21 protein-coding genes are annotated in these 25702 nt (G+C 56.5%); 8 read left to right on the forward strand and 13 right to left on the reverse strand.

All coding sequences use genetic code 11. The features are described 5' to 3' along the window. Window positions 1-7: 7 nt before the first annotated feature. Window positions 8-1384 (reverse strand): aminotransferase, encoded by a 1377-nt coding sequence (locus ACR3EH_RS18730; RefSeq protein WP_171187626.1) that lies wholly within the window; start codon window positions 1382-1384, stop codon window positions 8-10. A gap of 106 nt (window positions 1385-1490) precedes the next feature. Between ACR3EH_RS18730 and ACR3EH_RS18735 the strand changes: the two genes are divergently transcribed. Further along, window positions 1491-2417 carry a LysR family transcriptional regulator gene (locus tag ACR3EH_RS18735; RefSeq protein WP_171187624.1) on the forward strand — a complete coding sequence of 309 codons (927 nt, stop codon included), beginning with the start codon at window positions 1491-1493 and terminating at the stop codon, window positions 2415-2417. Between the two features lie 31 nt (window positions 2418-2448). Here ACR3EH_RS18735 and ACR3EH_RS18740 read toward each other — a convergent pair whose 3' ends face one another. From ACR3EH_RS18740 to ACR3EH_RS18755, 4 genes are all read right to left on the reverse strand, one after another. After that, window positions 2449-3555: a Hint domain-containing protein gene (locus ACR3EH_RS18740; RefSeq protein WP_171187622.1), complete on the reverse strand. Its 1107-nt coding sequence runs from the start codon at window positions 3553-3555 to the stop codon at window positions 2449-2451. Window positions 3556-3695: 140 nt separating this feature from the next. Then, window positions 3696-5489 (reverse strand): cobalamin-dependent protein, encoded by a 1794-nt coding sequence (locus ACR3EH_RS18745; protein ID WP_171187620.1) that lies wholly within the window; start codon window positions 5487-5489, stop codon window positions 3696-3698. Window positions 5490-5575: 86 nt separating this feature from the next. Continuing rightward, on the reverse strand, window positions 5576-6835 hold the full coding sequence (locus ACR3EH_RS18750) for a M24 family metallopeptidase (RefSeq protein WP_171187618.1): 1260 nt from the start codon (window positions 6833-6835) through the stop codon (window positions 5576-5578). Further along, complete coding sequence (locus tag ACR3EH_RS18755) at window positions 6832-7623, reverse strand: HalD/BesD family halogenase (protein ID WP_171187617.1); 792 nt, start codon at window positions 7621-7623, stop codon at window positions 6832-6834. Before ACR3EH_RS18755 ends, ACR3EH_RS18750 begins: the two co-directional genes overlap by 4 nt. Window positions 7624-7702: 79 nt before the next feature. On the opposite strand from ACR3EH_RS18755, the gene ACR3EH_RS18760 reads away from it, so the two are divergent. Beyond that, window positions 7703-8605, forward strand: a complete 903-nt coding sequence (locus ACR3EH_RS18760) for a LysR family transcriptional regulator (protein WP_171187615.1) — start codon at window positions 7703-7705, stop codon at window positions 8603-8605. A gap of 628 nt (window positions 8606-9233) precedes the next feature. After that, window positions 9234-10007 (forward strand): hypothetical protein, encoded by a 774-nt coding sequence (locus ACR3EH_RS18765; protein ID WP_171676280.1) that lies wholly within the window; start codon window positions 9234-9236, stop codon window positions 10005-10007. Window positions 10008-10192: 185 nt separating this feature from the next. Here ACR3EH_RS18765 and ACR3EH_RS18770 read toward each other — a convergent pair whose 3' ends face one another. After that, window positions 10193-11434 carry a M24 family metallopeptidase gene (locus ACR3EH_RS18770; protein WP_171187611.1) on the reverse strand — a complete coding sequence of 414 codons (1242 nt, stop codon included), beginning with the start codon at window positions 11432-11434 and terminating at the stop codon, window positions 10193-10195. A gap of 628 nt (window positions 11435-12062) precedes the next feature. Between ACR3EH_RS18770 and ACR3EH_RS18775 the strand changes: the two genes are divergently transcribed. Further along, complete coding sequence (locus ACR3EH_RS18775; RefSeq protein WP_171187610.1) at window positions 12063-13391, forward strand: MATE family efflux transporter; 1329 nt, start codon at window positions 12063-12065, stop codon at window positions 13389-13391. 28 nt (window positions 13392-13419) lie between these two features. On the opposite strand, the gene ACR3EH_RS18780 is transcribed toward ACR3EH_RS18775, so the two are convergent. Continuing rightward, complete coding sequence (locus ACR3EH_RS18780; RefSeq protein WP_171187608.1) at window positions 13420-14235, reverse strand: IclR family transcriptional regulator; 816 nt, start codon at window positions 14233-14235, stop codon at window positions 13420-13422. Between the two features lie 210 nt (window positions 14236-14445). Here ACR3EH_RS18780 and bhcA point away from each other — a divergent pair, with 210 nt between their 5' ends. From bhcA to bhcD, 4 genes are all read left to right on the forward strand, one after another. Further along, window positions 14446-15636, forward strand: coding sequence for an L-aspartate--glyoxylate aminotransferase BhcA (gene bhcA, locus ACR3EH_RS18785; RefSeq protein ID WP_171187606.1), 1191 nt, complete (start codon window positions 14446-14448; stop codon window positions 15634-15636). A 10-nt stretch (window positions 15637-15646) separates the two neighbouring features. After that, the gene (gene bhcB / locus ACR3EH_RS18790) at window positions 15647-16621 is read left to right on the forward strand and encodes a beta-hydroxyaspartate dehydratase BhcB (RefSeq protein WP_171187605.1); all 975 of its coding nucleotides are present in this window, start codon (window positions 15647-15649) and stop codon (window positions 16619-16621) included. 10 nt (window positions 16622-16631) lie between these two features. Next, window positions 16632-17795 (forward strand): 3-hydroxy-D-aspartate aldolase BhcC, encoded by a 1164-nt coding sequence (gene bhcC / locus ACR3EH_RS18795; RefSeq protein ID WP_171187603.1) that lies wholly within the window; start codon window positions 16632-16634, stop codon window positions 17793-17795. 89 nt (window positions 17796-17884) lie between these two features. Next, a complete protein-coding gene (gene bhcD, locus ACR3EH_RS18800) occupies window positions 17885-18865 on the forward strand; it encodes an iminosuccinate reductase BhcD (protein WP_216600486.1) in 981 nt (326 codons plus the stop codon). A 112-nt stretch (window positions 18866-18977) separates the two neighbouring features. Here bhcD and ACR3EH_RS18805 read toward each other — a convergent pair whose 3' ends face one another. The 6 genes from ACR3EH_RS18805 to ACR3EH_RS18830 form a co-directional block, all read right to left on the reverse strand. Beyond that, the gene (locus ACR3EH_RS18805; protein ID WP_171187599.1) at window positions 18978-20090 is read right to left on the reverse strand and encodes a mandelate racemase/muconate lactonizing enzyme family protein; all 1113 of its coding nucleotides are present in this window, start codon (window positions 20088-20090) and stop codon (window positions 18978-18980) included. A gap of 211 nt (window positions 20091-20301) precedes the next feature. Next, the gene (locus tag ACR3EH_RS18810; protein WP_171187597.1) at window positions 20302-20985 is read right to left on the reverse strand and encodes a GntR family transcriptional regulator; all 684 of its coding nucleotides are present in this window, start codon (window positions 20983-20985) and stop codon (window positions 20302-20304) included. 128 nt (window positions 20986-21113) lie between these two features. Continuing rightward, the gene (locus tag ACR3EH_RS18815; RefSeq protein WP_171676277.1) at window positions 21114-22139 is read right to left on the reverse strand and encodes a trans-3-hydroxy-L-proline dehydratase; all 1026 of its coding nucleotides are present in this window, start codon (window positions 22137-22139) and stop codon (window positions 21114-21116) included. 78 nt (window positions 22140-22217) lie between these two features. After that, the gene (locus ACR3EH_RS18820; RefSeq protein WP_171187592.1) at window positions 22218-23468 is read right to left on the reverse strand and encodes an NAD(P)/FAD-dependent oxidoreductase; all 1251 of its coding nucleotides are present in this window, start codon (window positions 23466-23468) and stop codon (window positions 22218-22220) included. A 65-nt stretch (window positions 23469-23533) separates the two neighbouring features. Continuing rightward, entirely contained in the window at window positions 23534-24466 is a 933-nt protein-coding gene (locus ACR3EH_RS18825; protein WP_171648035.1) for a 4-hydroxyproline epimerase, read from the reverse strand. Then, window positions 24457-25416 carry a dihydrodipicolinate synthase family protein gene (locus ACR3EH_RS18830; protein ID WP_171187588.1) on the reverse strand — a complete coding sequence of 320 codons (960 nt, stop codon included), beginning with the start codon at window positions 25414-25416 and terminating at the stop codon, window positions 24457-24459. The genes ACR3EH_RS18825 and ACR3EH_RS18830 overlap by 10 nt, the downstream gene beginning before the upstream one ends. Window positions 25417-25702: the final 286 nt, after the last annotated feature.

A 25702-nucleotide genomic window follows, 5' to 3' on the forward strand; every position in this document is an offset into this window, starting at 1 on the left:
AACGTAATCAGGTTTTGGCGCGCACCACAGCCCAGGCATCGTCCAACGCGCCTTTGAACCGCTCTGTTGCGATATCGATCTCATCCTCGTTGATAATCAGCGGCGGCATAAAGCTCATTCGATCACCGATTGCTCGCAGATAGAGGCCCCGATCATGGGCAAAGTTCTGCACAAGTTCACCGACTTTCCAAGAGGGATCGAACGGTTCACGGGCTTTAGCGTCTTTCATAAGCTCAAAGCCGCAGAACAGGCCGACACCGCGCACCTCGGCGACCAGCGGATGGTCTGCCATGGCGTGGCATTTTTCCAGGAACCGTGTCGAGACTTTGCGGACGTGGCCCACCAGATCCATTTCATCGTAAATGTCCAAAGCCTCAAGCCCAACGGCAGCGCCAACCGGGTGACCGGCGTATGTGTACCCGTGACCAAAAGTACCGACCTCATCCGAGTTTTTCATCATGTCGGCATACATCTCGTCCTTGAACATCAGGGCAGAGATTGGGAAAAACGCGGCCGAAAGCGCCTTGGCGCAAGAGATCATGTCAGGCTCCAGCCCCCAGGTCTGAGAACCCCACATATTGCCGGTTCGACCAAAGCCGCAAACCACCTCGTCAGCCAGAAACTTGATGTCATACTTGCGCAGAACCGCCTGCATTTCCTTCCAGTAGCCTTCAGGCGGCATCAGCGCGCCGCCACCGGAAATGGCGGGCTCGGCGAAGAAAGCTGCAACAGTTTCAGGACCTTCCGCCAGAATCAGCTCTTCGAATTTTGCAGCCATCCGGGCCGAGAACTCTTCTTCGCTCTCGCCATCTATGTGGAAGCGGTAATAGTTCGGCAGCTCGGTATGCTTGAACTCGGGCAGCGGCAGACCGAATTTGGCGTGCATATGTGGCTGACCGGACAGCGAAACCGTAGCGATTGTGTTGCCGTGGTAACCCCGCACCCGCCCAATGATCTTGCGGCGGTTCGGCTCGCCTTTGGCAGTGTTGGTGTACCACAACAGTTTGATTGCGGTGTCGTTCGCCTCGGACCCCGAACACTGGAACATCACCCGGTCCATATCAACCGGAGCCATACCAATCAGACGCTCACCCAACTCCGCAACCCGTGGATGTGAACGATTGTAGAATGTGGGCGCAAAAGGCAGCACATCCATTTGCCGCTTTGCCGCGTTTGACAGACGTTCGTTGTGGTAACCCAGCGACACGCACCCCAGCCCGGAAAAACCATCGATGATCTCGCGCCCTTCGCTGTCATAGATGAAAACCCCCTTACCATGAGTGATCATCGTCGGGCCGTTCTCGGCATGTTGGCGCAGATTAGACTGAGGATGGACGTGATGGGCCTTGTCCTGTTCGATCGCGCGTCGGGCGTCAACGTTCATGGGGGATGCTCCAAAAGAAAACCTGGCGGGACTTCACCTTGTTATTGACTGAATTTCAATTTCGAAGTTTTTTGGTTTTTGTGAATTTTTTTCAGGCTAGAAACACATGAAACCGCTGCTTGACCTGCGCCACCTGCAACTGATCCAAGCCATCAACGAAACGGGTCGGATCACCGATGCCGCCAAGAAACTGGGGGTGACGCCATCGGCCCTTTCGCACCGTCTGCGCGAGGCCGAGCGCCGCCTTGACGTGCCCCTTTTCACCCGAATGCACAAGAAACTGCGTCGCACACCGGCGGCGGACTATATGGCAATCGTGGCCGAACGCATCCTGACCGACCTTAGCCGTGCAGAAGAAGACGTGCGGCGCATGAACGCCAACGTCCAGCATGTGGTGCGTCTGTCGGTCGAAGCTTACAGCAACTATCGCTGGTTGCCTTCTTTCATCAAATATATGAAATCGCGCACCGACGGGATCGATATCCAGATCATGGCGGGCGCACGTAGCGATCCGCTGACCGGTCTTTTGAACCGGCATCTGGACATTGCGATTACTTCGGGCACGGTTTCGCAAGCGGGGCTCAGCAGCATCAAACTGTTCGATGACCCCCTGCTTTACATCATGCCACCGTCGCACCGACTGGCCGAGCGTGCATATGTCGAAGGCTCAGATATCGTAGGAGAGCCCTTTATCACTTATACAAAGATCCCAGAACCCGACCGGGAATTTGCATTGCTGTTCCGCCCGACGGACAGTTACCCGAAATGGGCTGCAACCGTTGAACTGCCCGAGGCAATTGTCGAGTTGGTCGCCTCGGATCTGGGCACAAGCGTGCTGTCCAACTGGGCGCTGCAATCCGCGCTGAAAGAAGGTCGCATCGTTGGCGCGCAGGTCACTCAAGATGGCATCACTGTTCCCTGGCATGCCGTTTTGCGCTCGGAAGATTTGGAGGAAGGTGATCCGATTCATCAGATCGCAGAATTATTGTCTGAATGGTGTGGCTTACCGGGCTGTGGGTTTCACATAACCTGAACCCTAAGGTCAAAGTCTGGCTAAACCGCAGCTACAGGATTGTTCCAGGCGCAGACATGAGAGGTTTTTCGTTTTTCAGGTGGCGGTCTATCAGTTTCCGCTGTTGCTTGCCCGTAGGTATGAACCCGGCAGGCTCTGGCAACACGTCTGTCTGCGTCAGTTCCGGGAAAAGCGCGATGATCTCTTCCCGTGCCGCGTCGCTGATCGCTTTCAGCGCTTCGGGTCCGGTAAACAAACTCTCGGACGGCGTGCCTTCCGCGAAGACAATCTCGTGTCGATCAAACAGTAAATGGAAATACTCGACCTCCCGAACCGACTTGTCCACGTAAATCCCCGGAAGGCTTGTCAACTTGATTGCCGGAACAAGAACCTCTGAGACACCAAACATGCGGCTGGCAATGGTCGAGCAAACCAGCATTCGGTGTTGCCGGGACACCAACAAATCCCGCTGCGGAAAGCCATTTCCAAGCGAACCGGCCAGAATTCGAACCGGGTAAAGTTTGGAATTGGTCCGAAGCTCTGCCTCTTCAACACGCCGCCTGCCGATCCACCGTAACGGCTGTGGGCCATGGTCCCGCGTTAGAACAAGGTCCGACAAAGTGATCTGTTCGATTTGCTTTGGTCCGGTTGTCGTTGCGATCCACGTGGACCGGGTAAAGCACGGCACAAGTGTGTTTTCGTTGATCGGCGGGCGGCCCCCAGATCCCGGGCCTTCTGCTGCCGAAATAACCTCAAGCGGTACCCCGCGCGGTGGGAAAGAGCCGACAAAAGCCACGCCTTCGGTGGTTCCGAACGAAGGAGACGAGCTAACAATGTTGACACCAAGTACCTGATAGGTTTGACCGGTGCTGTTGTCGCGCAGCGTAATGACGTATTCGGCCTCAATACGCGTTCCATCGGAATAGGTGGTGCCATCAAATACCTGATCGCCGTTTAAACGCTGGTTCCCGTCGTTGTCGTCAAAATTGACGTCTGAACCACCGTCTGACACGTTCAGATCGGTCAATGGGCCAGTGCCGATCGTAATAAACTCGCCGACAAGGTTGGACCCATCACCCTGGCTGAAGCCACTCAGGCTTTCACCCCCGGTGATCAAAACCTGGCTGGCACCCAATGCATGTACGATATAGTCGGCCATGTGCCTGCTATTCCTGTTCAGCCCTCGTTTACAGGCTAATGGATATGCGGACCCTTGCAAACATATCCACAGGGCGATCCTTAACGAGTGTTACCTATTGGTCGTTGTTTCGCCTGACGCCGAGAGGAACGCGGTGATCATTACGCCTGATCTGACCTGCTGCTGGCCAGCACAGAGCGCAGCGCTTCGGCGGCGGCCTCCAGATCAGCGCAGACTATGACACCGATTTTGGTTAATCGGTCAGAGACATCCACTGGCAGGCTTGTATTGCTGCCGTCGGGTATTTCATTCAACCGGCCACCAATTAAAACCGGCACGTCAAGCCCGGCTTCTTTCAGCTTGTGCAGCAGGGATTTGGAATAGCGCAGCGCCACGCCATTATAAGTGCTGAGCGCGATGGCGTCGACAGAGCTTTGCCTGACCAATGCCACTACATCATCCGGGTCGCTGGAGACGCCGCCATCTTCAACATCAAAACCTGCTTTGGTGAACACCAGATCCAGAAGCATTTTTCCATGTTCGTGCACATCGGTGGTAGCCGTCAGAATACGCGCAGGCGATTCAGCCAGACGGGCCATTGCCTGACCGGCGTCAGATGCCAGAAAGCGCGCGGCTTCTTCCTCTAGTTCGCGATATGTTGTGGCACTTACGATGGGAATTCTGCGCCGCGGTGCATCAGGCCTTTGCGCGCCTCCGCCAAAGGTCTGTTCCAAGGCACGCCCACCGATACGGCGCAGAGCCAACAGCATCTGGAACGGATCGTTAGTGTCGATGCCACCTTGCGACAATCCCGCAAGAACCCGATCTGCAAAACGATGACCCTCTCGCAAGAGCGTGTTGCTGATCCGGTCAATCTCGGCCGTGTCAAACAGCGGCAGATACCCCTCTGCCAACTCGGTCAATCTGCGCAGATGACATTGCGCATCGCAGATCTCGGTCACGTCGGGGATGCGTTCATTCTCACTCACCGGAACCGGATTCAAAGCGTGCCCGCTTGGGCGCAGCCGCTGCGCCACAATGTCGGGTAAAAGATATGAGGACAGCCCCGCATAGTTTTCAGCATGTGATCCCTTGTACAGCACCGTTGCACCGTAAATCTGCGATCCCGGCACTCCATCACTGATCTGTGCCAAAGCATGTTGAAAGGCCATCCGCGTCAAAGGTTCAGTGAAATGGTGGCCATAACACACTGCGTAAGGCGCACCGATCAGCCCCGTCACAATGTGTTTTTCAAGCAGCGCCTGACCCAGAACCGATGTTAAATCCTCGAAAACCGCAGCATACCCGTCGTCCAGATTGGAGTGCACCAATACCGGCACCGGCTGAGCGGCAATCAGGCCAAGCGCCTGAACCGTCGCTTGTGTGGTCTCTACGTCATTATCGTATTCCGGCAAACGAAACGTGAAATATTGCCCCAGATTGCCGATCGTCGTGGCCCCGGCCGCCAGCGCGGCGCATGTGTTTTCAAGGGCTGCCGGAAAGCCCAGCATGAAGTCACCAAAGTGCATTGCCGCTGGGCTGGCCTGTGTCAGACGTGCAAAGGCATCTGCGTCATTCAAAATGACCCCGGTCCCGCGCGTATTTTCCGTTCGTTGATGTCTTGGAAATCCCATCGACCAATCCAGGCACATGCCGAACCGATCAACCCGCGCACCGCGTCCGAGGCAACTGTCGTAAACCCTTTGGATGGCATCGACGCTATGTGATAAATCGCGAAACCCCAGATGTGCGTGCTGCATCACCCGCCCGGATTGGATCATCGCCTTTTTATAGTCAATTTCGTTCCTATAGCCGGCCGACGCCTGAAACGCGCTTGTGCCGACTTTCCAGTCCGACACCATTTTTTTGCCAGCGTTCAACAGATCTGTACCACTGATCAAACCCTGCTCTGGAAGCAGCGTTGCTCTGTCGATTCTCAGGTTTGGTTCGCTCATTTCGCCACAATGGCCAATCCAAGGCTACAGGCAAGGCCATTTCAAACGGTAATCCAAGCCTGTCCTGGTTTGGATTGGGAACACGCCTAGACACTTTCCCAAGGGAAACTGTCGAGCCGCTCAATCCCTATTTCGGTCACCAGAACTTGCGTTTCCAGTTTCACGCTTTCCGACCCGTTTTCGCCGACAAGGCTTTCGACACAAACGACCATCCCCGGTTCAATAAATCCAGACATGGCCGTCTCATCGAAATCTATGTGCAAAGGGATGACGGGCCATTCATCCGCCATACCCACGCCATGCACAGCAAGCGAATACCGATAGTCGGCATGCCGATCCGGGATACGCCAGCTTTTTTCGTTAAACTCAGCATAGCTCACACCCGGCTTCAGCACGTCAAGGTTATGGTTGATCTGCTCTAAAGCCGTCGCATAGATCCGCCGCTGCGTATCCGTCATGGGCGTGTACCCGCAAGTCCAGCTGCGGCTGAGGTCCGCGCAATAGCCATAAGGACCGACCATATCCGTATCGAACGAGATCATTTCCCCCGGTTGGCAAACCCTATCCGAACACTCCTTGTACCAAGGGTTGGTATTCGGCCCACAGGTCAAAAGCTTGGTTTCAAGCCAATCACCGCCCGAACGCGCGTTTTCAAAATGCAGATGACCCCAAAGCTCGCGCTCGGTCACGCCCGGCACTGAATGATCATATATGCGCGCCATTCCGGCTTCGCAGACCCGAATGGTCCAGCGCATCAACTCGATTTCCTCTGGGGATTTGATCGACCGGGCGCGTTCCGTCAATTCGGCCCCTTCGACATAGGTTAACCCTCGCTCCTGCAGCGCGTGCAATCCCGGGCCGTCCAGCTTATCTGCCGCAAAGCGCTTGTTGCCACCCCCATGCTGACCGAGCACATCGGCTATTTCATCGGCCCAGGTTTCGACCCCGGCGGAGGCTTTGTCGCCCTTGGTCATAAACATCCACGACACAGCAGTTCGGATTTCGTCTATTCCCGGCAGGCCTTCGTTCAAATGTTCGCAGCCTTTGAACTCCCACAGGATCGCAGGACCACCTGCCAGGATCATCGCATACCGGACCGGATTGTGGCTGGTCCATACCTGCATATTTGAGCTGTCGAACGCATACCGAATGTTGATCGGGTCATAAAGCAACAAGCCTGCCACATCATGCTCTGCCATTTGTTCGCGCAACCGTGTCAACCGATAGGCGCGGGCCTTGTCCAACGTGGTTTGTGATACCGGGCTGATCAGCGGCTTGTCCGCCCCGTCGCTGTTCAAATATGTCAGCTTGCGGTCATCTTTGAAGGCGTTGCGCGCCCGCGTCATGACACGGATCGACCATAAAAACCGATTTGTTCCTCAGCCGAGAAAGCGACGCCTGGTGTCTCGTAGAAGGAAAAAATCGCGATCACGCGTTCCGTGTCGCCTTTTACCGGCACCACGCGGTGCGGTGTGTTCACCCCGCGAAAAACGTTCAGCGCACCCGGCGCAGGCATGATCCGTTTGATTTCCGGATCCTTGCCAGCCAGAACAGCGGCCACGCCTTCATAGTTCTGGTCATCCGGTGTGCGCAGATCCTTGCGATACTCAAGCTCACCACCCACCTCCGGCGCCTGCAGCAGGATCGTGGTGGTAAATTCTGAGCGGTCGAAATGCCAGTTCAACCCTTCGCCATCCCGCGTCGCCTGCACGTTTACTCGGGCCATCGGGTCGTCCATTTGATAAAGCCGTTCCTTGCCCATAGTTTCGGCCAGAAAGTCCGCGAAGGGCTGCCATTCATACACTTCGATCACGGGGTTACCCTCTAGCTGATCGGCACAGAGCGTGTGATTGACCGTCTGCGATTTGATCATCGCGGGGTGATTGTCATCGATACCGGGCATTTCGTCCTTGAAGTAGACGTTGTGTTTGCGCGCATGCCGGAATGAGGCCGTTTCCATAGCGGGTTTCGCCTTGTCTGCCGCCTGCTGCGCAACCCCGGCTCTGAAAAACCCCGGCAGATTAAACATGCCATCAGAAGCCAGATCTGCCCGGCACTTTTCTACCAACTTCGCGTATTCTGGACTGTCAGGCCGATCCAACGGGTAAGTTTCAAGCTCAAGCAGATGATTCATGGCGTCCTCCTTTACAGCATTGAAATTCAATCTATGACAAAGACAACCAGAAAAATTATTGGGTATCATAAGATTTACTATGGGCTACAGTGACTCCCTTCCGCCTCTGACAGCATTGCGGGCCTTCGAAGCCGCCGCACGATGCGGCAGCTTCGTGTTGGCCGGGAAAGAACTGGGCGTCAGTTCGGCCGCCGTCAGCCTGCAGATCAAAACGCTCGAGGATCACCTGGGCAAAAGACTGTTTGTCAGAAAGGGCAATCGGATTTCACTGACGGATGCAGGTGAAATGATGTATCCCAAACTCGCCCGCGCTTTTGAGGAAATGTCTGACGCGGCCCGAATTGTGCAAAACGCGACACGTCCCCGACAACTGGTGATCAGCGTGCTACCGGCATTGGCAGAGCTTTGGTTTCTACCCAAGGCAGTCACATTTTCCGAAGAAACCGGAATACCGCTGGATATCCGCGTGCAGGAAGACCCAATCGATTTTGAACGTGAAGCCATCGACGTTCGCCTGACCTATGGCTCGACACTCTATCCAGGCTACCGGGAAGCAAGCCTGTTTTGGGATGTTGCGATACCGGTCTGCGCCCCTTCGTTCCAAGAGGCATATCCGAACATGGATGAATCCTTGTCACATATCCCCGACAGCAAGCTCATTCACAACAAATGGGGCCCCAGTTATGCCAGCGAACCACTCTGGTCGGATTGGAGACAGCAGGCCGGATCTGATGCGACGCAGTTTTCCCATGCAGGTTTAACGATCAACGATCTGACGCTTGCCATCTCTGCCGCAAAAAGAGGAGCTGGCATCGCCCTGGTTCCATCCGTTTTGGCAAAAACCGATCTCGCATCCGGATTGCTCGTGACGCCTTCGCAGCATGCCCTGAAAATGAAAAAGGACTACGTTTGCGTGATGCCGCATGCTCGATCCGAAACATCTGCCATCCGCCAATTCAGTGCGCACCTCACACTTGAGTAGGATTGAGAAAACGACCGACCGCAACGAAACACCCGAAAACACAGCGCCGCAGCGTTTTTGCGATTGGATGGACGGCGAGGCGCTTTACAGGGTACCGCACTCGCAAATTCTTTAGATGCGAGACAACAGGACCCTGCTAATCTGTCCAAAATCGCCCTGTCGCAGATTTCTGTCTATTTTGGGGAAATTGCGAATGAAGTACTGACACTTTCAGATTAGAGGCGAACTTTATTGCTTTATCTGGACGGTTTGCGGAAAGTGGTCGAGGAGTAAGTTGATGCGTGTAGGTCATCCCAATAGCCACAGTCAAACTTTGGAACGGAAGCCCGCGCCCTTTTTGCGGGCCATCGTCATTCTTTCTCTCTTTTGTTTTGGTTTTTTCGGGTCTCGTTCAGCGTTGGCCTGCCAAGTTTGCGTCACCTTGCCCGAGGCTTCTCTTGCGGATCATTTGATTACCGCCGACGTCGTCGTTCTGGCCGCACCCGCCCCGGGTAATCCGTTCAAATTCGTGCCAAAGCGACAGATAATAGGGGCACAGACCGACCTTGAAAGAACTCCTGACATCCCTTTCCTTGTAGATAGCAGGACACGCGCCGCCTTCCGCGCAAATCCCTCAATGACGGTCCTGATGACGTTCGGAACCGTTACCAAGGATGGCGCAGGGCGCGGCGTTTCACGCAAATGGACGCGGATATTCAATCTGACCCCAGAGCGTGAAGAATTTTTGAATGCCCTTTGGGCGGAGAAAAATCTTTGGCCGGGTGGAAAGTCCGCATCCGGCGCGCGCGTTGCGTTTTTTGCACGATACCTTTCACACAAGGATCAGGTGTTAAGAGACACCGCCCTGATAGAAATCGACCGGGTGCCGTACAGCAGTATCCAGATATTGCGAAATACGGTCGCCGCAGACAATCTGTTGCGTGAGTTTGACAGCCTCGGTCGGTTGAGCTTCGTTCCGGTTGCGATCCGACTATTGGGTTTGCAGCACAACGATGAAAAGGCCAAACGCATTGTTCGGTCTCGATACCCCGGGTCTATTCTTCGAAGCTCTGGCTATGCGTATGATTGGGCGCTGGCTGGCATAGCCGTAGATGGGCCAACAGCAGTAGATGCCATTGGCTCGGCTTTGCAGGCCGCAAACGTCAAACAAGACCACAAAGAATCCCTCATTCGCGCATTGACAGATTCTGGTACTGTGTCGCCTGGCCTAAGGGATCAGATCATTCCAATCTTCTCTCGCGAACTGGCCCAGGACAGCCAGACGGCCATGGAGATTGCAATTGCCATGCGCAATTGGGATGAGACACGCTTGGACGCCCAGCTCGGCAAATTGCTTCACATGGAAGACATTGATCCGGTCACGCAATTCATCATCCAAACCAAACTTTCTTCAAAGGACTGAAGTTCATCACAGCTGACAGAGGGGGTTCTCTGATCGGTTCTGCGTTTTGTGTTGGCGGTGCATGCCTCTTGATTTTACCGGAAGCCAACACATCTACGCGCCAATTTCAATGCAGTTGGTCGAAGACGTTTTTCCGCCTCTCACGTCTCCCTTCGCGAAGCCTTCTACACCAATACAGATATGGTTTAATCGAGCAACTCTTCCTCGAAAGGATAACTGGAAAGCAGCTCAAAACCATTGTCGGTTATGAGTACCTGTTCTTCCAGCTTGACCCCATCACGCTCGCCTACGGCGCCTACATAGCTTTCAACTGTCAGCACCATGCCGGCCTCGACCTCACCGTCATAAGGGTTCAGCCCCGAGTGATATGGGATGATCTTCGGGTATTCGTCACACATACCGACCCCGTGAAAGATGCAGGGATAGGCTTGTTTCTGAAAGGGTTCCGGGATTTCAAACGACTGCTTCTGCAATTCGTGAAAGGTTATCCCGGGACGCAAAAGCGCCATATTGTGCTGCACCTCGTCATAGGCAATCTGATAGATTTCCTTCTGCCGGGCGGTGGGCTTGGCAGGTCCGCAATGGAACGTGCGCGAGACGTCACAGAAGTAGCCCATCGGACCAACCATATCGGTGTCAAATCCAACCAGATCCCCGGATTCAATCACCCGCTGGGTCGCCTCTTGCAGCCAAGGGTTGGTGCGCGGGCCAGAACACAGCATCCGCCCGTCATGCCATCCGCCCTGGTTTGCCAGATTTGTGTAATTCAAAATGCCCCAAAGCTGGGTTTCGGTCACGCCAGGACGCAAAGCCTCCTTCATCTTCGCCATTCCCAGCTCTGCCACCGCCACTGACCACTTGATACATTCAATCTCGTCAGGAGATTTTATCAACCGGGCGCTTTCAGTCAGTGTCACACCGTCAACCACCTCAAGACCGCGCTGCAGACAAGCCTGAGTAACAGACGGGTTCACATATTCAATCGCGACGCGCCGATTGTCAGACCCGATTTCTTCGAGGTAACCGTGCAGACGATCAGCCAACCTGCGTGCATTATCCGCCAGGTTGGGGCCCGCATCAAAAAACGCGATAAAGTCCGCCGGTTCCTCTCGGTCTATCAGACGACTGTTACCATAACCTCCGAACACAATGGTCGGTCCGTCCTGCGCCATGAAAAGATAGGTTGTGGGTACTCGCGACTGATACAGCTGATAGGAATCGTAATTCGCGGCGTATTGCATACTAAGCGGGTTCACGATGACCAGCGCCGCCACGTCCTGCAGCTTCATCTGTTCCCGAATCCGACCTGTTCGGTACTCAAGAAGCCGCTCCAAATCGATGTCTGGCAGTTCGCGGAACTGACGTAGATCACTCCAGTTGTCATCCAAAACCATCGTGTCCGGGCGCTGTGGCACAGTATTTTGCATTGGTGAGGGTCTCATCACTAAAAAGCACGTCGCGCAGGCAGGATTGAGCAAAGTTTTTCGAAAAAACTATCAATTCTGCGCCAAGTTTTTGTCGCGTTCACTCTCAACCAGCATTCGAATTTCTAAACTGATTTGTCCTTTTCGATCATTCCAGACCAGGACCGAACCCGGCACGTTTAACCCTAGAAGACAGTTGTTCCGTTGATGCAGTTCAAAAATACCGCGCGCAGCAGACATTCCGCATTGACCAGAACGACCAAGGCGATGCTTTCACTGGTTTAAACCGCGTCAATGGCAGCATGCTCGGCTACGACATGTCCGCTCGACGCGTTGGATATCGACAACTCAAACAAAGATTGCCCCACTCCTCCCAGGAAAACTCTCTTGTGCGGGTGCCCTGCTCTTGGCCGATGTGAACGAGTGGAAATTCAGTCAACGCGTTAGGATACCAGACTTCAACCCTCTGGACGCGGTTCAACTTATCCCATAGAACCACGTGCAACGCATCGTCCAGAAAAGGACCAAGTTCATGATTCATCCGTCGCTGGGCTGAACGCCCCAAATCATCCAGAGCAAAAAACGCTCGATCTTGCGACTTTGAGGCCGGACCGAATCCGGTGTTTGAATCATGACAGACCATATCCTTGTGTCCCAGGCGCAAACGCGCGCTGAGTTGTTGCCGCTGATCAAGTTAGCCGTTCCTTTGATGGTGGGACTTGCCGCAGCGCTTTTGATCGGTGTTGTCGATACCGCGATGATCTCACCCCTTGGAACTGTGCCTTTGGCGGCAGCTGGAGTGACCACTGCGGTTTTGATCATTCTGATCTCTGCCCTTTGGGGCGTCGTAACAGCGCTTTCAGTTCAGATCAGTCAGGCAGAGGGTGCCCAGGACCCAAAAAAGGTCGCCCTCGCATTACGTGGCGGGCTTTTGCTTTGTTTGCTGGGCGGTGGGCTTGCGGCCCTTCTCATGATGGCTCTTTACCCTCTTTTAGGTCTTTTGGGTCAACCAACGGAAGTTCTTGAGATCCTTTTGCCCTATTGGATGTCAATGGCGGTCTGGATCATCCCATTCACCTTGTTCTTTGGCCTCAAGGCACTTTTCGATGCGGTGGGACGGCCCTGGACGGCAGTGGGCCTGTCCTATCTCGGCGTGCTCATCAACGTGCCGGCCAACTACACCCTGATCCATATTCTGGACCTCGGAATTCTAGGCGCAGGTCTGGCCAGTATTCTTTCACAATGCGTGTCTCTGATTGCTGCTCTTGTTGTTCTTAAACGGGCCCCGGGATTGGCTGCGTTTCGTCAACGGGTTCAGGTTGTCTGGGCCGATGCTTGGGCGCAGGCCAAAGACGCCCTGCCGCTTTGTCTTGGTTATGCAGGCGAAGGCGGCGCATACGCCGTGGTTGGTCTGATGATGGGGTGGCTTGGTGCCGAAGCCCTTGCGGCACATCAGATTGTCAACGCACTGGCAGGACTGGCTTACATGATTCCGCTTGGAATGGCTGGCGCGGCCTCCATCCGCGTGGGCCTTGCAGTGGGGGCTTGCGATACCTCACGGCTGCGACCAATCCTGAAAGCTTCGTTTGTCATGGTGACCCTCTGGCAGGCGATTGCAGCAATCGTGTTCATAACCGCTGGTCGAATGATGGCGGAATCCATGTCCGACGATCCTGCGGTGGTCGATCTTGCAGTCACTCTGTTCTTTATCGTCGCGCTATTGCAGGTCGCCGATGGTGTTCAGGGTACTGCGCTTGGTGCGTTAAGGGGCATGTCTGACATGAACTTGCCTACTGTCATCACACTGACCGCGTATTGGCCACTTGCCCTGCCAGCAAGCTATGCCCTCGGCTTCGTTTTTGATTATGGTGCCATGGGTGTTTGGATAGGGTATACGATCGGTTTGGTCGTCGCGGCGGTTGCGTTACCCATTCGATTTTGGTCGCTGACCAAAGCGTGACAGTCGGATACCCAACTTTGTAAAGCCTTCAGCGCGGCGACCCTCCGATTGCGATAGTTATCTCCCGTGCTGCATCCAGGACCATTTCGCCGAAATAGGCGACGTTGGCTTTGTTGATCCTTGCTGTTGGGCCCGAGACGGAAATACCAGCACAAGGAATGCCGAACTGGTTTAAAATAGCGGCACCTGTGCATGACATGCCTGCATAGCGCTCTTCATCATCAAAGGACCAGCCGCGTTGCCGGACCAGCGTCAGATCCTCTAACAACGATATGGTTGATCGATGAGTGCGGTCAGTAAAGGCTTCGTAAGCGACATCTGACAGCAGAGCTTGAACCGCATTCGTGCTCATTTCGGCCAGCAATGCCTTTCCGGTCCCGGACGCGTACATGGGCGTCCGCGCGCCCGGAGGAAAGAAAGCGCGAATTGGATTTCCGGTTTCTACCTGACTGACGAATACGACGTGGCTGCCGTCAGGCATGGCCATATTCGCGGTCTCACCGGTATCGCGCATGAGCCTGCGCAGGATGGGCCGGCCGATTTCAACCACACTGTTGCGATTGAGGTAGGAGGCGCCTGTTCGATAGGCCTCGATACCGACCATCCATTCCTGGCGTTGTTCGTCGAAGCTGACATAGCCACGGTTGGACAGCGTCGTCAGTATGCGATGGGTCGTCGCCGTTGGAACGCCGGTTTCCCGACTGAGGTCGCTGAGCGTAGAGCGTTCCAGGGCTGCGAGCGTTGTCAGTGTTTCCAACGCGCGGTCGAGGGATTGCACTGTCCCGGCCGAGCTTTCCTTGAAGATTGATTTGGGCCGTCCTCGCGGTTTTTTGTGATTCTGCACCGGTTTTTTCCTGTGTGGTTAGGACCTTGATTTTAGGCGTCGGAGCGTGTTTTTCAAAATCGGCATTTGCTTTCGTCAATATTGAAAAACTGTCTCTTTCATTTCTTTCAGTACGTTATGGTATTTTTCCGTATAGTGAAAAACTTTTTCGAGAAAATTGCAAAGCGCGCGTCTTGGTAAGATAATTTTACCAAACCGGAGGATTTTCATATGTCCACACAGAACCCAGTTTTCATTCCCGGCCCGACCAACATCCCGGATCGCTTGCGTTTGGCGATGCAGGTTCAGACGCAGGACCACCGCGCGCCGGATTTTGTAGAGACATTTGCGCCCGTGCTTGAAGACACCAAGCGGGTGTTTGGCTCCAGCGCGGGTCAGATCATCACCTTCCCGGCCAGCGGGACGGGCGGATGGGAAGCGTCGATCACCAACACACTCAGCCCCGGTGATACGGTTCTGGTGGCGCGCTATGGCATGTTCAGCCATCGCTGGACCGACCTGTGTCAGCGTCACGGGCTGGATGTTCGGATCATCGAATGCGCGTGGGGCAGCGGTGCGCCGGCAGACAAGTTTGCCGAGGCTCTGGCAGCCGACAAGGCCCATGAGATCAAGGCGGTTCTGGTCACCCATAATGAGACGGCCACCGGCGTACGTTCGGATATTGCGGCGGTGCGCAAGGCGATGGATGCCAGTGCCCACCCGGCGATGCTGTTTGTGGATTGCGTCAGCTCGCTGGCCTCGATGCCGTTCGAGTTCGATGACTGGGGCGTTGATATCGCGGTCTCGGGCTCGCAGAAGGGCTTCATGCTGGCGACCGGCATGGCGATCCTGTGCGTCAGCCCCAAGGCGCTGGCGGCAATGGAGACGGCACAACTGCCGCGCACCTTCTTTGACTTCCGCGACATGATGAACGCCAACGCATCGGGCGGCTTTCCCTATACCCCGCCGCTGCAGCTGATCTATGGCATGGGTGAGAGCCTGAAGATGCTGTTCGAGGAAGGCTTGGACAATGTCTATGCCCGCCACTTCCGTCTCGCCGAAGGCGTGCGCAAGGCCACCTCGGCCTGGGGGTTGGAGCTGGTGGCGCAGTCGCCGGATCTCTACTCGGACACCGTCAGCGCGATCTATGTACCCGACGGCTTCGACAGCAATGCCCTGACGGATCACGCCTTCAACGCCTATGGCGTCAGCTTTGGCATCGGGTTGGGCGAGATGAACGGCAAGGCCTTCCGCATCGGCCATCTGGGCAGCCTGACGGACGTGATGGTGCTGTCCGGTCTGGCCACGATCGAAATGGCCATGGCCGATCTGGACTATCCGATCGAGCTGGGCAGCGGTGTGGCCGCAGCGCAGGAATACTTCCGCGCGGGCCGTGCCACACCCATGCAATCTGCAGCGTAAGGAGGCTCCGATGTTGGATGCAATGACCACAGCCGATTGCCTGACCATCGCCGATATGCGCGAGGCGCATGAGCGGATCAAACCCCATATCAACCGCACCCCCGTGTTGCGGTCGGAGTATCTGGACGATCTGACCGGCGCGCAGCTGTTCTTCAAATGCGAGAACTTCCAGGAGGCGGGCGCTTTCAAAGTGCGCGGGGCCTGCAATGCGGTCTTTGGCCTGAATGACGAGGCCGCCGAGCGCGGCGTCTGCACGCATTCTTCCGGCAACCATGCGCTCAGCCTGTCTTATGCGGCGGGCCGCCGGGGCATTCCCTGCAACGTGGTGATGCCGCACACGGCACCGCAGGCCAAGAAGGACGCGGTGCGCCGCTATGGCGGGATCATCACCGAATGCGAGCCCTCGACCACTTCGCGCGAGGCGGTATTTGCCGAGGTGCAGGCGCGCACCGGCGGTGAGTTCGTGCACCCCTATAACGACCCGCGCGTGATTGCGGGGCAGGCGACCTGTTCGGCAGAGCTGCTGGAACAGACCGACGGGCTGGACGCGGTGGTTGCGCCCATAGGCGGCGGTGGCATGATCTCGGGCACCTGCCTGACCCTGTCGAACCTGGCGCCTGAGGTGCAGATCTATGCCTCGGAACCGGAACAGGCCGACGATGCCTATCGCAGCTTCAAGGCCGGTCACATCATCGCTGATGACGCCCCGGTCACCATTGCCGATGGGCTGAAAGTGCCGCTGAAGGAAAACACCTGGCACTTTGTGTCGAACTTCGTGCGCGACATTCACACCGCCAGCGAAGACGAGATCATCGCCGCGATGAAGACCACCTGGAAATACCTGCGCATTGTGATGGAGCCCAGCTGCGCCGTGCCGCTGGCCACCATTCTGAAGCACCCCGAAGCCTTCAAAGGCAAACGCGTCGGCGTGATCATCACCGGCGGCAATGTGGATCTGGACAAACTGCCCTGGACCCGGGGCTGAGGAGGACATCATGAACAAGCCCGTAAACATCGAGCAACTCGAAGTCGGCTACGACATTCCCGCCGCCATCGGCATGGACGCATCCGAGATCCAGACCCCGGCGCTGGTTCTGGATCTGGACGCGCTGGAACGCAACATCCAGAAGATGGGCGATTACGCCAAGGCCCACGGCATGCGCCACCGGGTGCATGGCAAGATGCACAAATCCGTCGACGTGGCGCAGCTGCAGGTCGAACTGGGCGGCGCCTGTGGCATCTGCTGCCAAAAGGTCTCGGAGGCCGAGGTGTTTGCCCGTGGAGGTATCAAGGATGTTCTGGTCTCCAACCAGGTGCGTGACCCGGCCAAGATTGATCGGCTGGCGCGGATGCCCAAGCTGGGTGCGCGCACGATCTGCTGTGTGGATGACATCGACAATGTCAGCGATCTGTCCAAAGCGGCTGAGCGCCACGGCACCCAGATCGAATGTCTGGTCGAGATCGACTGCGGCGCGGGTCGCTGCGGCGTGACCACCACGCCCGAGGTCATCGCCATCGCCAAGGCCATCGACGCGGCCCCGGGGCTGAAGTTTGCCGGTATCCAGGCCTATCAGGGCGCGATGCAGCACATGGATCTCTACGAGGATCGCAAAGCCAAGATCGACATCGCCGTGGCGCAGGTCAAAGACGCCGTGGACGGGCTGGCCGCCGAAGGGCTGGACTGTGACATCGTCGGCGGTGGCGGCACCGGGTCGTATTACTTCGAGAGCACCTCGGGCGTGTACAATGAACTGCAATGCGGCTCTTACGCCTTCATGGACGCCGATTATGGCCGCATCCTTGATGAAAACGGCAACCGCATCGACCGGGGAGAGTGGGAGAACGCCTTCTTCATCCTCACCAGCGTCATGAGCCATGCCAAGGCAGACAAGGCCATCGTGGATGCCGGCCTCAAGGCCCAATCCGTGGACAGTGGCCTGCCGGTGATCTTCGGGCGCACGGATGTGGAATACGTCAAATGCTCGGACGAGCACGGCGTGGTCGCCGACCCCGACGGTGTTCTCAAGGTCAATGACAAGCTGCATCTGGTGCCCGGTCACTGTGACCCGACCGCCAATGTGCATGATTGGTATGTGGGTGTTCGGAACGGCAAAGTTGAAGCGCTTTGGCCGGTCTCCGCGCGCGGCAAGGCTTACTAGCCGCCGCACATGCGTCCCGGGCGGCAGTTATCCCTTCCCCTGCCGCCCGGACCTGCACCCCAAAGCTCAAGGAAAAGGTCATGAAAGATATGACAGACAAACCCCTGCTGATCGTTGGAGAAGACCTCTGCCAGCAACTGGTCGGACGCCGCGAGGCCTTCGACGCGGTTCAGGACGTCTTCGCTGCCATGGCGCGTGGCGACGCCTATAACTTCCCGGTCATTCGTGAGGCCATCGGCTATGCCGATGCGCTTTATGGCTTCAAATCCGGCTTTGACCGCGCCGGTCAGGTGCTGGGTGTGAAATCCGGCGGCTACTGGCCTGGCAACATCGATAAGGGCCTGACCAATCACCAGTCCACCGTCTTTTTGTTCGACCCCGATACCGGGCGGCTCTCGGCACTGGTCGGCGGCAACTACCTGACCGCCGTGCGCACAGCGGCATCCTCGGCTGTGTCGATTGCACATCTGGCCCGCAAGGATGCCAAGGTGCTGGGCATGGTCGGCGCAGGCCACCAATCCGCCTTCCAGCTGCGCGCCGCTGCCGAGCAGCGCGACTTTGAGAAAGTCGTCGCCTGGAACCCGCACCCCGAGATGCTGCCTCGCCTGGGCGCGGTCGCAACCGAGCTGGGTCTGGAGTTCGAGGCCGTCAGCCAAGAAGATCTGGGTGCACAGGCGGATGTCATCATCACCATCACCTCGGCCTTTGAACCACTGTTGATGAAAGACTGGATCAAACCCGGCACCCACCTGGCCTGCATGGGCACCGACACCAAAGGCAAGCAAGAGGTCGACGCCGCGCTGGTCGCAGCCGCCACTGTCTTCACCGACGAGGTCGCCCAGTCCATCTCCATAGGCGAGGCCCAACACGCCATCGCGGGCGGCACCCTGACCGAGAACCAAATCACCCCCATCGGCGCCGTCATCAACAGCGACCACAAGGGCCGCACCAGCGACACCGAAATCACCCTCTTCGACGGAACAGGCGTCGGACTACAAGACCTCGCCGTCGCATCAGTCGCCGCAAAACTCGCAGATCAAGCAGGGCTGGCTGAACACGTTGCACTGTGATCATCCACGAAAAAGAGTGAACGGATGCTCACCCAGAGCGGTTCGTTCCGGGCCGTTCCAAGACTAAGGCGACAGCGTCCAACCCGGACGCTTTCGCACACACAAATCAACGTTAGGCACTGAAAGAAAAGGGCTCGCCCAAGGTGTCAGGGTCGACCTCAACCCCCAGACCTGCTCCTTTCGGCACGTGCAGCAATCCGTCAGTGCAGGGCGGCATACCGGTCGCATTCTGTACCGTCACCCAATTCATGAAATCCACCGTGTGAGCTGCAAGCCGCACTGGGAGTCTTGCCATCATCTGAGCTGTGGCGGCCGTGTTGATGGTGCTTCCGCCAGTATCTTCAATGGTCACCTTCAACCCCAGCTGCACGGCCACATCACTGAGCAGCCGGGTTGGGCCAACCCCACCGATCCGGGCCATTTTAAGCGTTACCCCCGAAACCATCCCATCGGCATGAGCGACTAGCATAGGTTCGAGACCCGTAATGCTTTCATCCAAAATGAACGGATGAGGACAAGATTGCGCAACACGCCGGTTTTCGGCCATCGACATACAAGGCTGTTCAAGCCAAAAATCCAGATCGCCCACCCCCCGCAAAAAGCGAAGCGCATCTTCGACCAGCCATCCGCCATTGGCATCCGCATAGAGCGCAACATCAGAAGGAACAGCGCTTCGGACTGCGCGCAAACGTTCAATATCTTCCAACGGGTCCTGTCCAACTTTGACCTGTAGACGCCGGTAGCCTTGCTTTAGATAGGACTGCGCGCTCTGCGCCATCTCATCGGGGGCAGCCTGACTGATCGAGCGATAGAGCGTAACGGATCGAGTGGCGCCCCCGCCCAAAAAAGAACAAAGCGGCATCCCTGCCCGGCGCGCCGCCAAATCCCACGCGGCCATGTCAATTGCGGATTTCACCCCGGGCTGGCCCAGCATGGCCGCGTTCAACACCTCGGCCAATTGAGCTGGTGCGTCAGACGGTCGACCAATCACCTCTGGTAACAACCGCGCTGTGCCTTCCGCCATCTCTTCGGGAAAAGCCTCGGCATAAAACGCCCCAAGGGGCGCCGCCTCTCCCCAGCCGATGGTGCCGTCAGCCGCTTCAATCGCTACGATCACAGCGTGAAAGCCATGTTCGGTCTGCCCGCGGCACACATACTTTCCTGCGGCAAAGGGTTGGTATTGCTGCCAGGCTCGGGCCGAAACAATGGGAGCAGGTTGGATCATGTGACCGCCTTAGACCGCCGAAGCACGTCAGTCGGAACAGCTTGCAGGTTTAGCATTGCGTTCTCATTTGCCTCTGTCAAAACCTTCAACTTTCTTTTTCAATTCTTCAGACGGTATGTGCCGCGTCAAACGGTTATCAGGCCAAACCAAGTTGTTCTGAACATATGCCACCGCCCAAATACGAAAAGAAGGATCCCGACCCGACAATTTGTCAAGTCGCCCCTTCAGCGTCGCGCTTCGCGGCGATCATGCCCAGAAGCTGCTCTTTGGTGCGCCGGATATGGTTGGCCAAGACGTTGCAAGCCTCTTCAACTTTACGCTCTTGCGCCAGCCGCAACAGGTCGCGATGGTCTTTCTTTGCCGGTTCACGCTGCTTCATCACACTCAGATGCATACGCACATACCGATCCGATTGCAGACTGATGCGATCCAGCAATTCATTGGTGAGTTTCCGCTTCGAGGCAGCGTAAAGCGCTGAATGATATTCGTAGTTCAGGACGCCCCACTTCCCCACATCGTTTTCGTCATAGGATCTCTCCATCTGGGTTAGAATCTCTTCGCACCGTGCAAAGTCAGCGGATGTCATATTTGGGATAGCGTGGTGAAACAGATCCACTTCGATCAGGATGCGCAAATCGAAAATTTCACCAATTTCACTGAGGGAATGTTTGGTGACAGAGCCGCCTCGATTGTTAGCCCATTGCACAAGACCCTCGGCGTTCAAGCGTTTGAGCGCTTCACGGACCGGCATTCGAGAAACATCGTATTCTTCAGCCAGAGCCTCTTGCCGAATGGTTTCGCCCTCGGCCAGTTCACCGCTCAGAATACGTTCCCGCAGATCATTTGCGATGACCTCCGGCAAGCTCTGCTTGGTGATTGCTCGTTTTCCTGCCATTTCAAGTCTAGCCCTGCAGCATTTTAGTTAGGGGTACTGAGTTTTCGCAATTTCTCAATGCCGAACCAATGATTTCGCGCCGGCAGAATGCTTCCACCAACCCGAGCGTGGGGTATGGGTATACGCGGTCAAACACCCCAGGTATCCGACAGACGATAGCCTCCGGGCCAAGGATCGTCAGGGTCAAGCATATGCTGGTGAATACCTGTGATCCATCCTCGGCCACTGATCTCGGGTATGATCGCCGCGCGACCGCCCACCTGCGCCACGTCAACGATCCGGCCCGTAAAGCTCGACCCGATGATTGAGGTGGCTTCAAACGTCTGACCAGTCGTCATCAATCCTTTTGCGATCATCAACGCCATGCGTGCGGATACTGCTGTTCCGGTGGGCGAGCGGTCGACCTTACCCGGTTGGATTGCGACAGCGGACTTACCGGTCAGCCCTTTTTCGGTCGCAGTCAACGGACCACAGAAGGCACAGAACGAGATATGATCCCATTCGGGATTTTCAGGATGCGAGAACCCAAGCTGCTCATTGGCTGCGTTCGTGATCTTGACGCCCAAACCGGCGATGTCGCGGGCTTCATGTTCGGCGATTTCGAAGCCCAGCGCCTTGGCATCAACCATCACAAAACTGTCGCCGCCATAGGCCGTATCCACAGTGATCGTGCCCAACCCCGGCACCTCAAGAGGGACCGACAGCTCATCGGCGAAACTGGGCAGGTTCTGCACAAAAATACGCCGCGCCTTGCTATTGCTGCACTCAGCCCTGACCCGAACCAGCCCGCCCGGGGCCTCTAGCACCATATTGGTTTCGGGTTCCTGCATCGGAATGATCCCGCCATCCAGCAGCACGGTCGAGACACAGATCGAATTTGACCCTGACATTGGTGGTGTGTCTTCCGGCTCCATTATAATCCAGGCTGCGTCGGCCTCGGGGTGTTTCGGTGGCACCAGCAGATTGACATGGCGGAACACACCGCCGCGGGGTTCGTTCAGGACAAAGTTTCGCAAGGTCTGGTCTTGCGCGATGAAATTACGCTGCGCCCAAACCGTTTCGCCGGGTGGTGGGGCTACACCTCCAACTATAACATCGCCCACCTCGCCTTCAGCATGCGCCGAAATCACGTGTATCGTCTTGCTGCTACGCATTTGGCTCCTCAATCATGTTGCGCGAAAGGCGCTGGTTACCGCGAATGCCGAAGTGATTTTCATCGCGCATCCTCGGGCTCAAAACCGTGTGGATGCGTAAGGCGTCAAGTCAAGCACGGGTTTCGCGCCTGTGGCCAGATCAGCAATAAGCTCAGCGGTGCCTGCGGATTGGGTAAGACCCAGATGGCCGTGGCCAAAGGCATATAGAACCTGAGGCGCTCGGGCAGAGCGGTCAATGACCGGCAGGCTGTCTGGCAGCGATGGGCGGAAACCCATCCATTGCGTCCCACCTTCAAGGTTCAAGGCAGGCAGGAACCGCCCAGCCTTGGCCAACAGCGTATCGGCACGCTTGTAATTTGGGGCCAACGTCAACCCACCCAGTTCAACCGCGCCTCCTACTCGGACACCATCGTTGATCCGCGTCACCACGAACCCGTGCCCGCCAAAGGTCAGGTGCGTGCGCAGATCAAAAGCGCCTGCTGGCAGGGTGGTGTTGTACCCGCGCTCGGTCTCAAGCGGAATGTGGTCATCCAAGGTTGCAGCCAATTGGTGCGACCATGCCCCGGCCGCCACAATCACCTGACCGGCCGGAACGTCACCATCTGTCGTTGAAAGAGTCACGCCCGCATCGGACCGGGTCAACGCCTCAACACCCGCGCGTTCAACACGACCTCCGCGCGCGGTGAATTGCGCGGCCAGATGGCTGGTCCAGCGGGCCGGGTCAACCGTGTTCATCCAAGTTGGTGTAAAGCCCGCATGGGTAAATCGGCGGTTCAAACCGGGCTGAACCTCGGCAATCTGTTCTGGGCTATCCAACAGATCAAATGGAATGCCATGCTCCCTGCGCAAGTCCCAAGTGGGCAGGCTGGCACGAAACTCAGCTTCGCTTTCGAACAGCTGTAACTGGCCCTCGCGCCGTATCAGCGTCTCGCCATCCACCTCTTTGATTTGACGTTCCAGCGCGGCGCGGCAGTGGTTCATCAAAACGGCCTGCGCTGACAGCGATGCCACATAGCGATCACGCCAACTGGCTCGCCAGAACCGCAGCATCCAAGGCGCAATGTTCAACGCATATGCGGGAGGAATCGACAACGGGCCCAACGGATCAAGCAGCCACCCCGGCGCTTTGCGCATGATCCCGGGCGTAGCAAGCGGCACAATGTCGGTAAAGGCAAACGCACCGGCATTGCCTTTCGAAGCCCCTGCCCCAATACCTTCACGGTCAAGAACCAGAACCTGCTTGCCGCGCTTTTGCAACTCTAACGCCGCGCTGATACCAACGACACCAGCGCCGATCACAACGATTTCTGTTGGGTTGCTTTGCTGCATCGCTGGAAAATCTCAATCTGTAGTTCAAGCTCAGAGGCCGATCACGCCGCACCCTGAAATCTAAGTCAAAGGAAGATCCCGTCGCGAAAAGGGTCGTTTTGCGCGAAAACCAATTTGCCTTCCCCCATGATATACGCCCGGCCGGTCAGCGTTGGGATCACGCCCCCGTTCGGCCCGGCTTGAAAACTCAGGCGATACGAGCTGCCGATCACACTTTCCTGAGTGATTTCTTCACCGGGGGCCAGCACTCCATCCGCAGCCAAACACGCCAGTCGCGCCGAACTGCCCGTGCCGCAAGGGGACCTGTCATATTGATCATCTGGGCACAGCACGAAATTGCGGCTGTGAATGCCCTTTGTGGGCGACGAGCCCTGCAGGATCACATGGTCGACCGGTTGTCCGTTTTCACCACATACCTTCTGAGAGATACAAGCTTCGCGGATGGCAATGGATAAGTCAGTCAAAGCGCGAATGTTCACTGGTTCCACAGCAATTGGGCTGGGGTCGACAATAAAGAACCAGTTACCGCCATACGCCAAGTCACCTTTCACCTGACCATGGCCTGCGACCTCAATCACAACCGACGTCTTTACCCGGCGGCTTTCGATATTGGTGACACGCACGGTATTTGCGTCCAGCAGATCGACCGTGATCTGACCGGCTGGCGTTTCAATCTTATGCGTGCCCGGCGCGATCCGGCCCAGATGCGCCAACGTCACCGCCAGACCAATAGTGCCATGCCCGCACATTCCCAGAACCGCGTCGGCATCGAAATAGATCACACCTGTTTCACAACTCGGGTCTTCTGGCGGTACAAGAAGCGCGGCCACCATGCCGGGCTGCCCGCGCGGTTCCAGCAAAACAGACTTGTAAAATGCCTCATGCTCTGTGGCCAGAAGGCGGGCCCTTTCAGCCAATGAGCCTGATCCCAAATCGGGTGCCCCATCCAGAATCACCCGCGTGGGCATCCCGCCCGTATGGCTGTCGATCACATGCATTCAGCTATCACTCCGCCCTGCTTCGACCAGTCGGCAAACCACGCGCAGAACAGGGTGTATTGCTGTTCGCAATACTTGCGTTGCGCATCCGTCAATTCGTCGGTCTCTACAAAATGCAGTCGGTATTCCGTTTCACCGTTCAGAACCAACAGATGCTTGTAATACAGCACCAGATCGGTGCCTTCGTCAAAGCTTGCCAACACACCAAAGGCTTCCTCCAGTTCACGCGCGCGCAAGCGCGCTTCGGCATGACCGGTCGCCGCCTTTTGGCACAAGGCCGCAAGCAGCAAAGCCTCTTTCGGCAGCGCCGTTCCAATCCCGGTGATCGCGCCAGTTGCTCCGCAATTGACAAAACCATGATAAACTTCGGTGTCTACGCCCACCATCAGCGTAACCTGATCGTCTTGTGAGGTAATATGCTCTGCCGCATAGCGCAGATCGTCCTTGCCGCCGAATTCCTTGAACCCCACCAGATTTGGGTGCTCGGCCCGCAAGGCAAAGAACAACTCGGCCCGGGTCGCAAAGCCATAGACCGGGCTGTTGTAAATAATGGCCGGAACGTCAGGAGCGGCGGACAGGATTGCTTTGAAATGGTTGCGCTGTGCTGCGACCGAGGACCCGCGAGACAAAACGCGCGGGATAACCATAAGCCCTGCTGCGCCCACCTTTTGCGCATGCGCCGCCAGCGCGACCGCTGATTTCGAGTTGATTGCACCTGTACCGACGACAACAGGCAAACCTGCTGAAACCAAACGCTCGACACCTTCCATCCGTTCGGCATCCGACAGCAGCGGCCAGTCACCCATCGAACCACAATACACAACGGCAGACATACCGGCCGCGATCATTTCCTTGCCCTTTTTGACCAGGGCATCGAAATCGGGTGTCCGATCGTCTTTGCAGGGGGTCATTAGGGCGGGCATGATGCCGGTAAAGACATTCTTGGACATGAAGGTATCCTTCCTCAATGCGTCAGCGGCCAAAGTGCTTTGGGCACGTTGGCCGAAACTTTACAGTCGCCCAGTCGTTCTCCGGACGTTTCAGTGGCTAAAACGAACCGCGATACGTGACACTGGCCTCTGTGAATCACCTACTATCGCCTCAATATGGGATTTTGGATCCAAAATCCATAATTGATTGATACGTCCTCATAGACCTAGTTGGCAATGACCAGTGAGCCATGCGCAGCAATGTGTTTTCTCGGTAACGAATGTAACCTAAGAGACCAGATCCGAG

Source organism: Ruegeria sp. BG7 (assembly GCF_056535685.1).

Bases quoted from the DNA above. Each gene is read 5' to 3' on its own strand.
- ACR3EH_RS18770 (WP_171187611.1), bottom strand. From the start codon at position 11,434: ATGCAAAATACTGTGCCACAGCGCCCGGACACGATGGTTTTGGATGAC.
- ACR3EH_RS18765 (WP_171676280.1), top strand. From the start codon at position 9,234: ATGACGTTCGGAACCGTTACCAAGGATGGCGCAGGGCGCGGCGTTTCA.
- ACR3EH_RS18735 (WP_171187624.1), top strand. From the start codon at position 1,491: ATGAAACCGCTGCTTGACCTGCGCCACCTGCAACTGATCCAAGCCATC.
- ACR3EH_RS18730 (WP_171187626.1), bottom strand. From the start codon at position 1,384: ATGAACGTTGACGCCCGACGCGCGATCGAACAGGACAAGGCCCATCAC.
- ACR3EH_RS18830 (WP_171187588.1), bottom strand. From the start codon at position 25,416: ATGTCCAAGAATGTCTTTACCGGCATCATGCCCGCCCTAATGACCCCC.
- ACR3EH_RS18755 (WP_171187617.1), bottom strand. From the start codon at position 7,623: ATGAATCATCTGCTTGAGCTTGAAACTTACCCGTTGGATCGGCCTGAC.
- bhcB (WP_171187605.1), top strand. From the start codon at position 15,647: ATGTTGGATGCAATGACCACAGCCGATTGCCTGACCATCGCCGATATG.
- ACR3EH_RS18775 (WP_171187610.1), top strand. From the start codon at position 12,063: ATGACAGACCATATCCTTGTGTCCCAGGCGCAAACGCGCGCTGAGTTG.
- bhcC (WP_171187603.1), top strand. From the start codon at position 16,632: ATGAACAAGCCCGTAAACATCGAGCAACTCGAAGTCGGCTACGACATT.
- ACR3EH_RS18825 (WP_171648035.1), bottom strand. From the start codon at position 24,466: ATGCATGTGATCGACAGCCATACGGGCGGGATGCCCACGCGGGTGATT.
- ACR3EH_RS18820 (WP_171187592.1), bottom strand. From the start codon at position 23,468: ATGCAGCAAAGCAACCCAACAGAAATCGTTGTGATCGGCGCTGGTGTC.
- ACR3EH_RS18740 (WP_171187622.1), bottom strand. From the start codon at position 3,555: ATGGCCGACTATATCGTACATGCATTGGGTGCCAGCCAGGTTTTGATC.
- ACR3EH_RS18815 (WP_171676277.1), bottom strand. From the start codon at position 22,139: ATGCGTAGCAGCAAGACGATACACGTGATTTCGGCGCATGCTGAAGGC.
- bhcD (WP_216600486.1), top strand. From the start codon at position 17,885: ATGACAGACAAACCCCTGCTGATCGTTGGAGAAGACCTCTGCCAGCAA.
- ACR3EH_RS18805 (WP_171187599.1), bottom strand. From the start codon at position 20,090: ATGATCCAACCTGCTCCCATTGTTTCGGCCCGAGCCTGGCAGCAATAC.
- ACR3EH_RS18750 (WP_171187618.1), bottom strand. From the start codon at position 6,835: ATGACGCGGGCGCGCAACGCCTTCAAAGATGACCGCAAGCTGACATAT.
- ACR3EH_RS18760 (WP_171187615.1), top strand. From the start codon at position 7,703: ATGGGCTACAGTGACTCCCTTCCGCCTCTGACAGCATTGCGGGCCTTC.
- ACR3EH_RS18745 (WP_171187620.1), bottom strand. From the start codon at position 5,489: ATGAGCGAACCAAACCTGAGAATCGACAGAGCAACGCTGCTTCCAGAG.
- bhcA (WP_171187606.1), top strand. From the start codon at position 14,446: ATGTCCACACAGAACCCAGTTTTCATTCCCGGCCCGACCAACATCCCG.
- ACR3EH_RS18810 (WP_171187597.1), bottom strand. From the start codon at position 20,985: ATGGCAGGAAAACGAGCAATCACCAAGCAGAGCTTGCCGGAGGTCATC.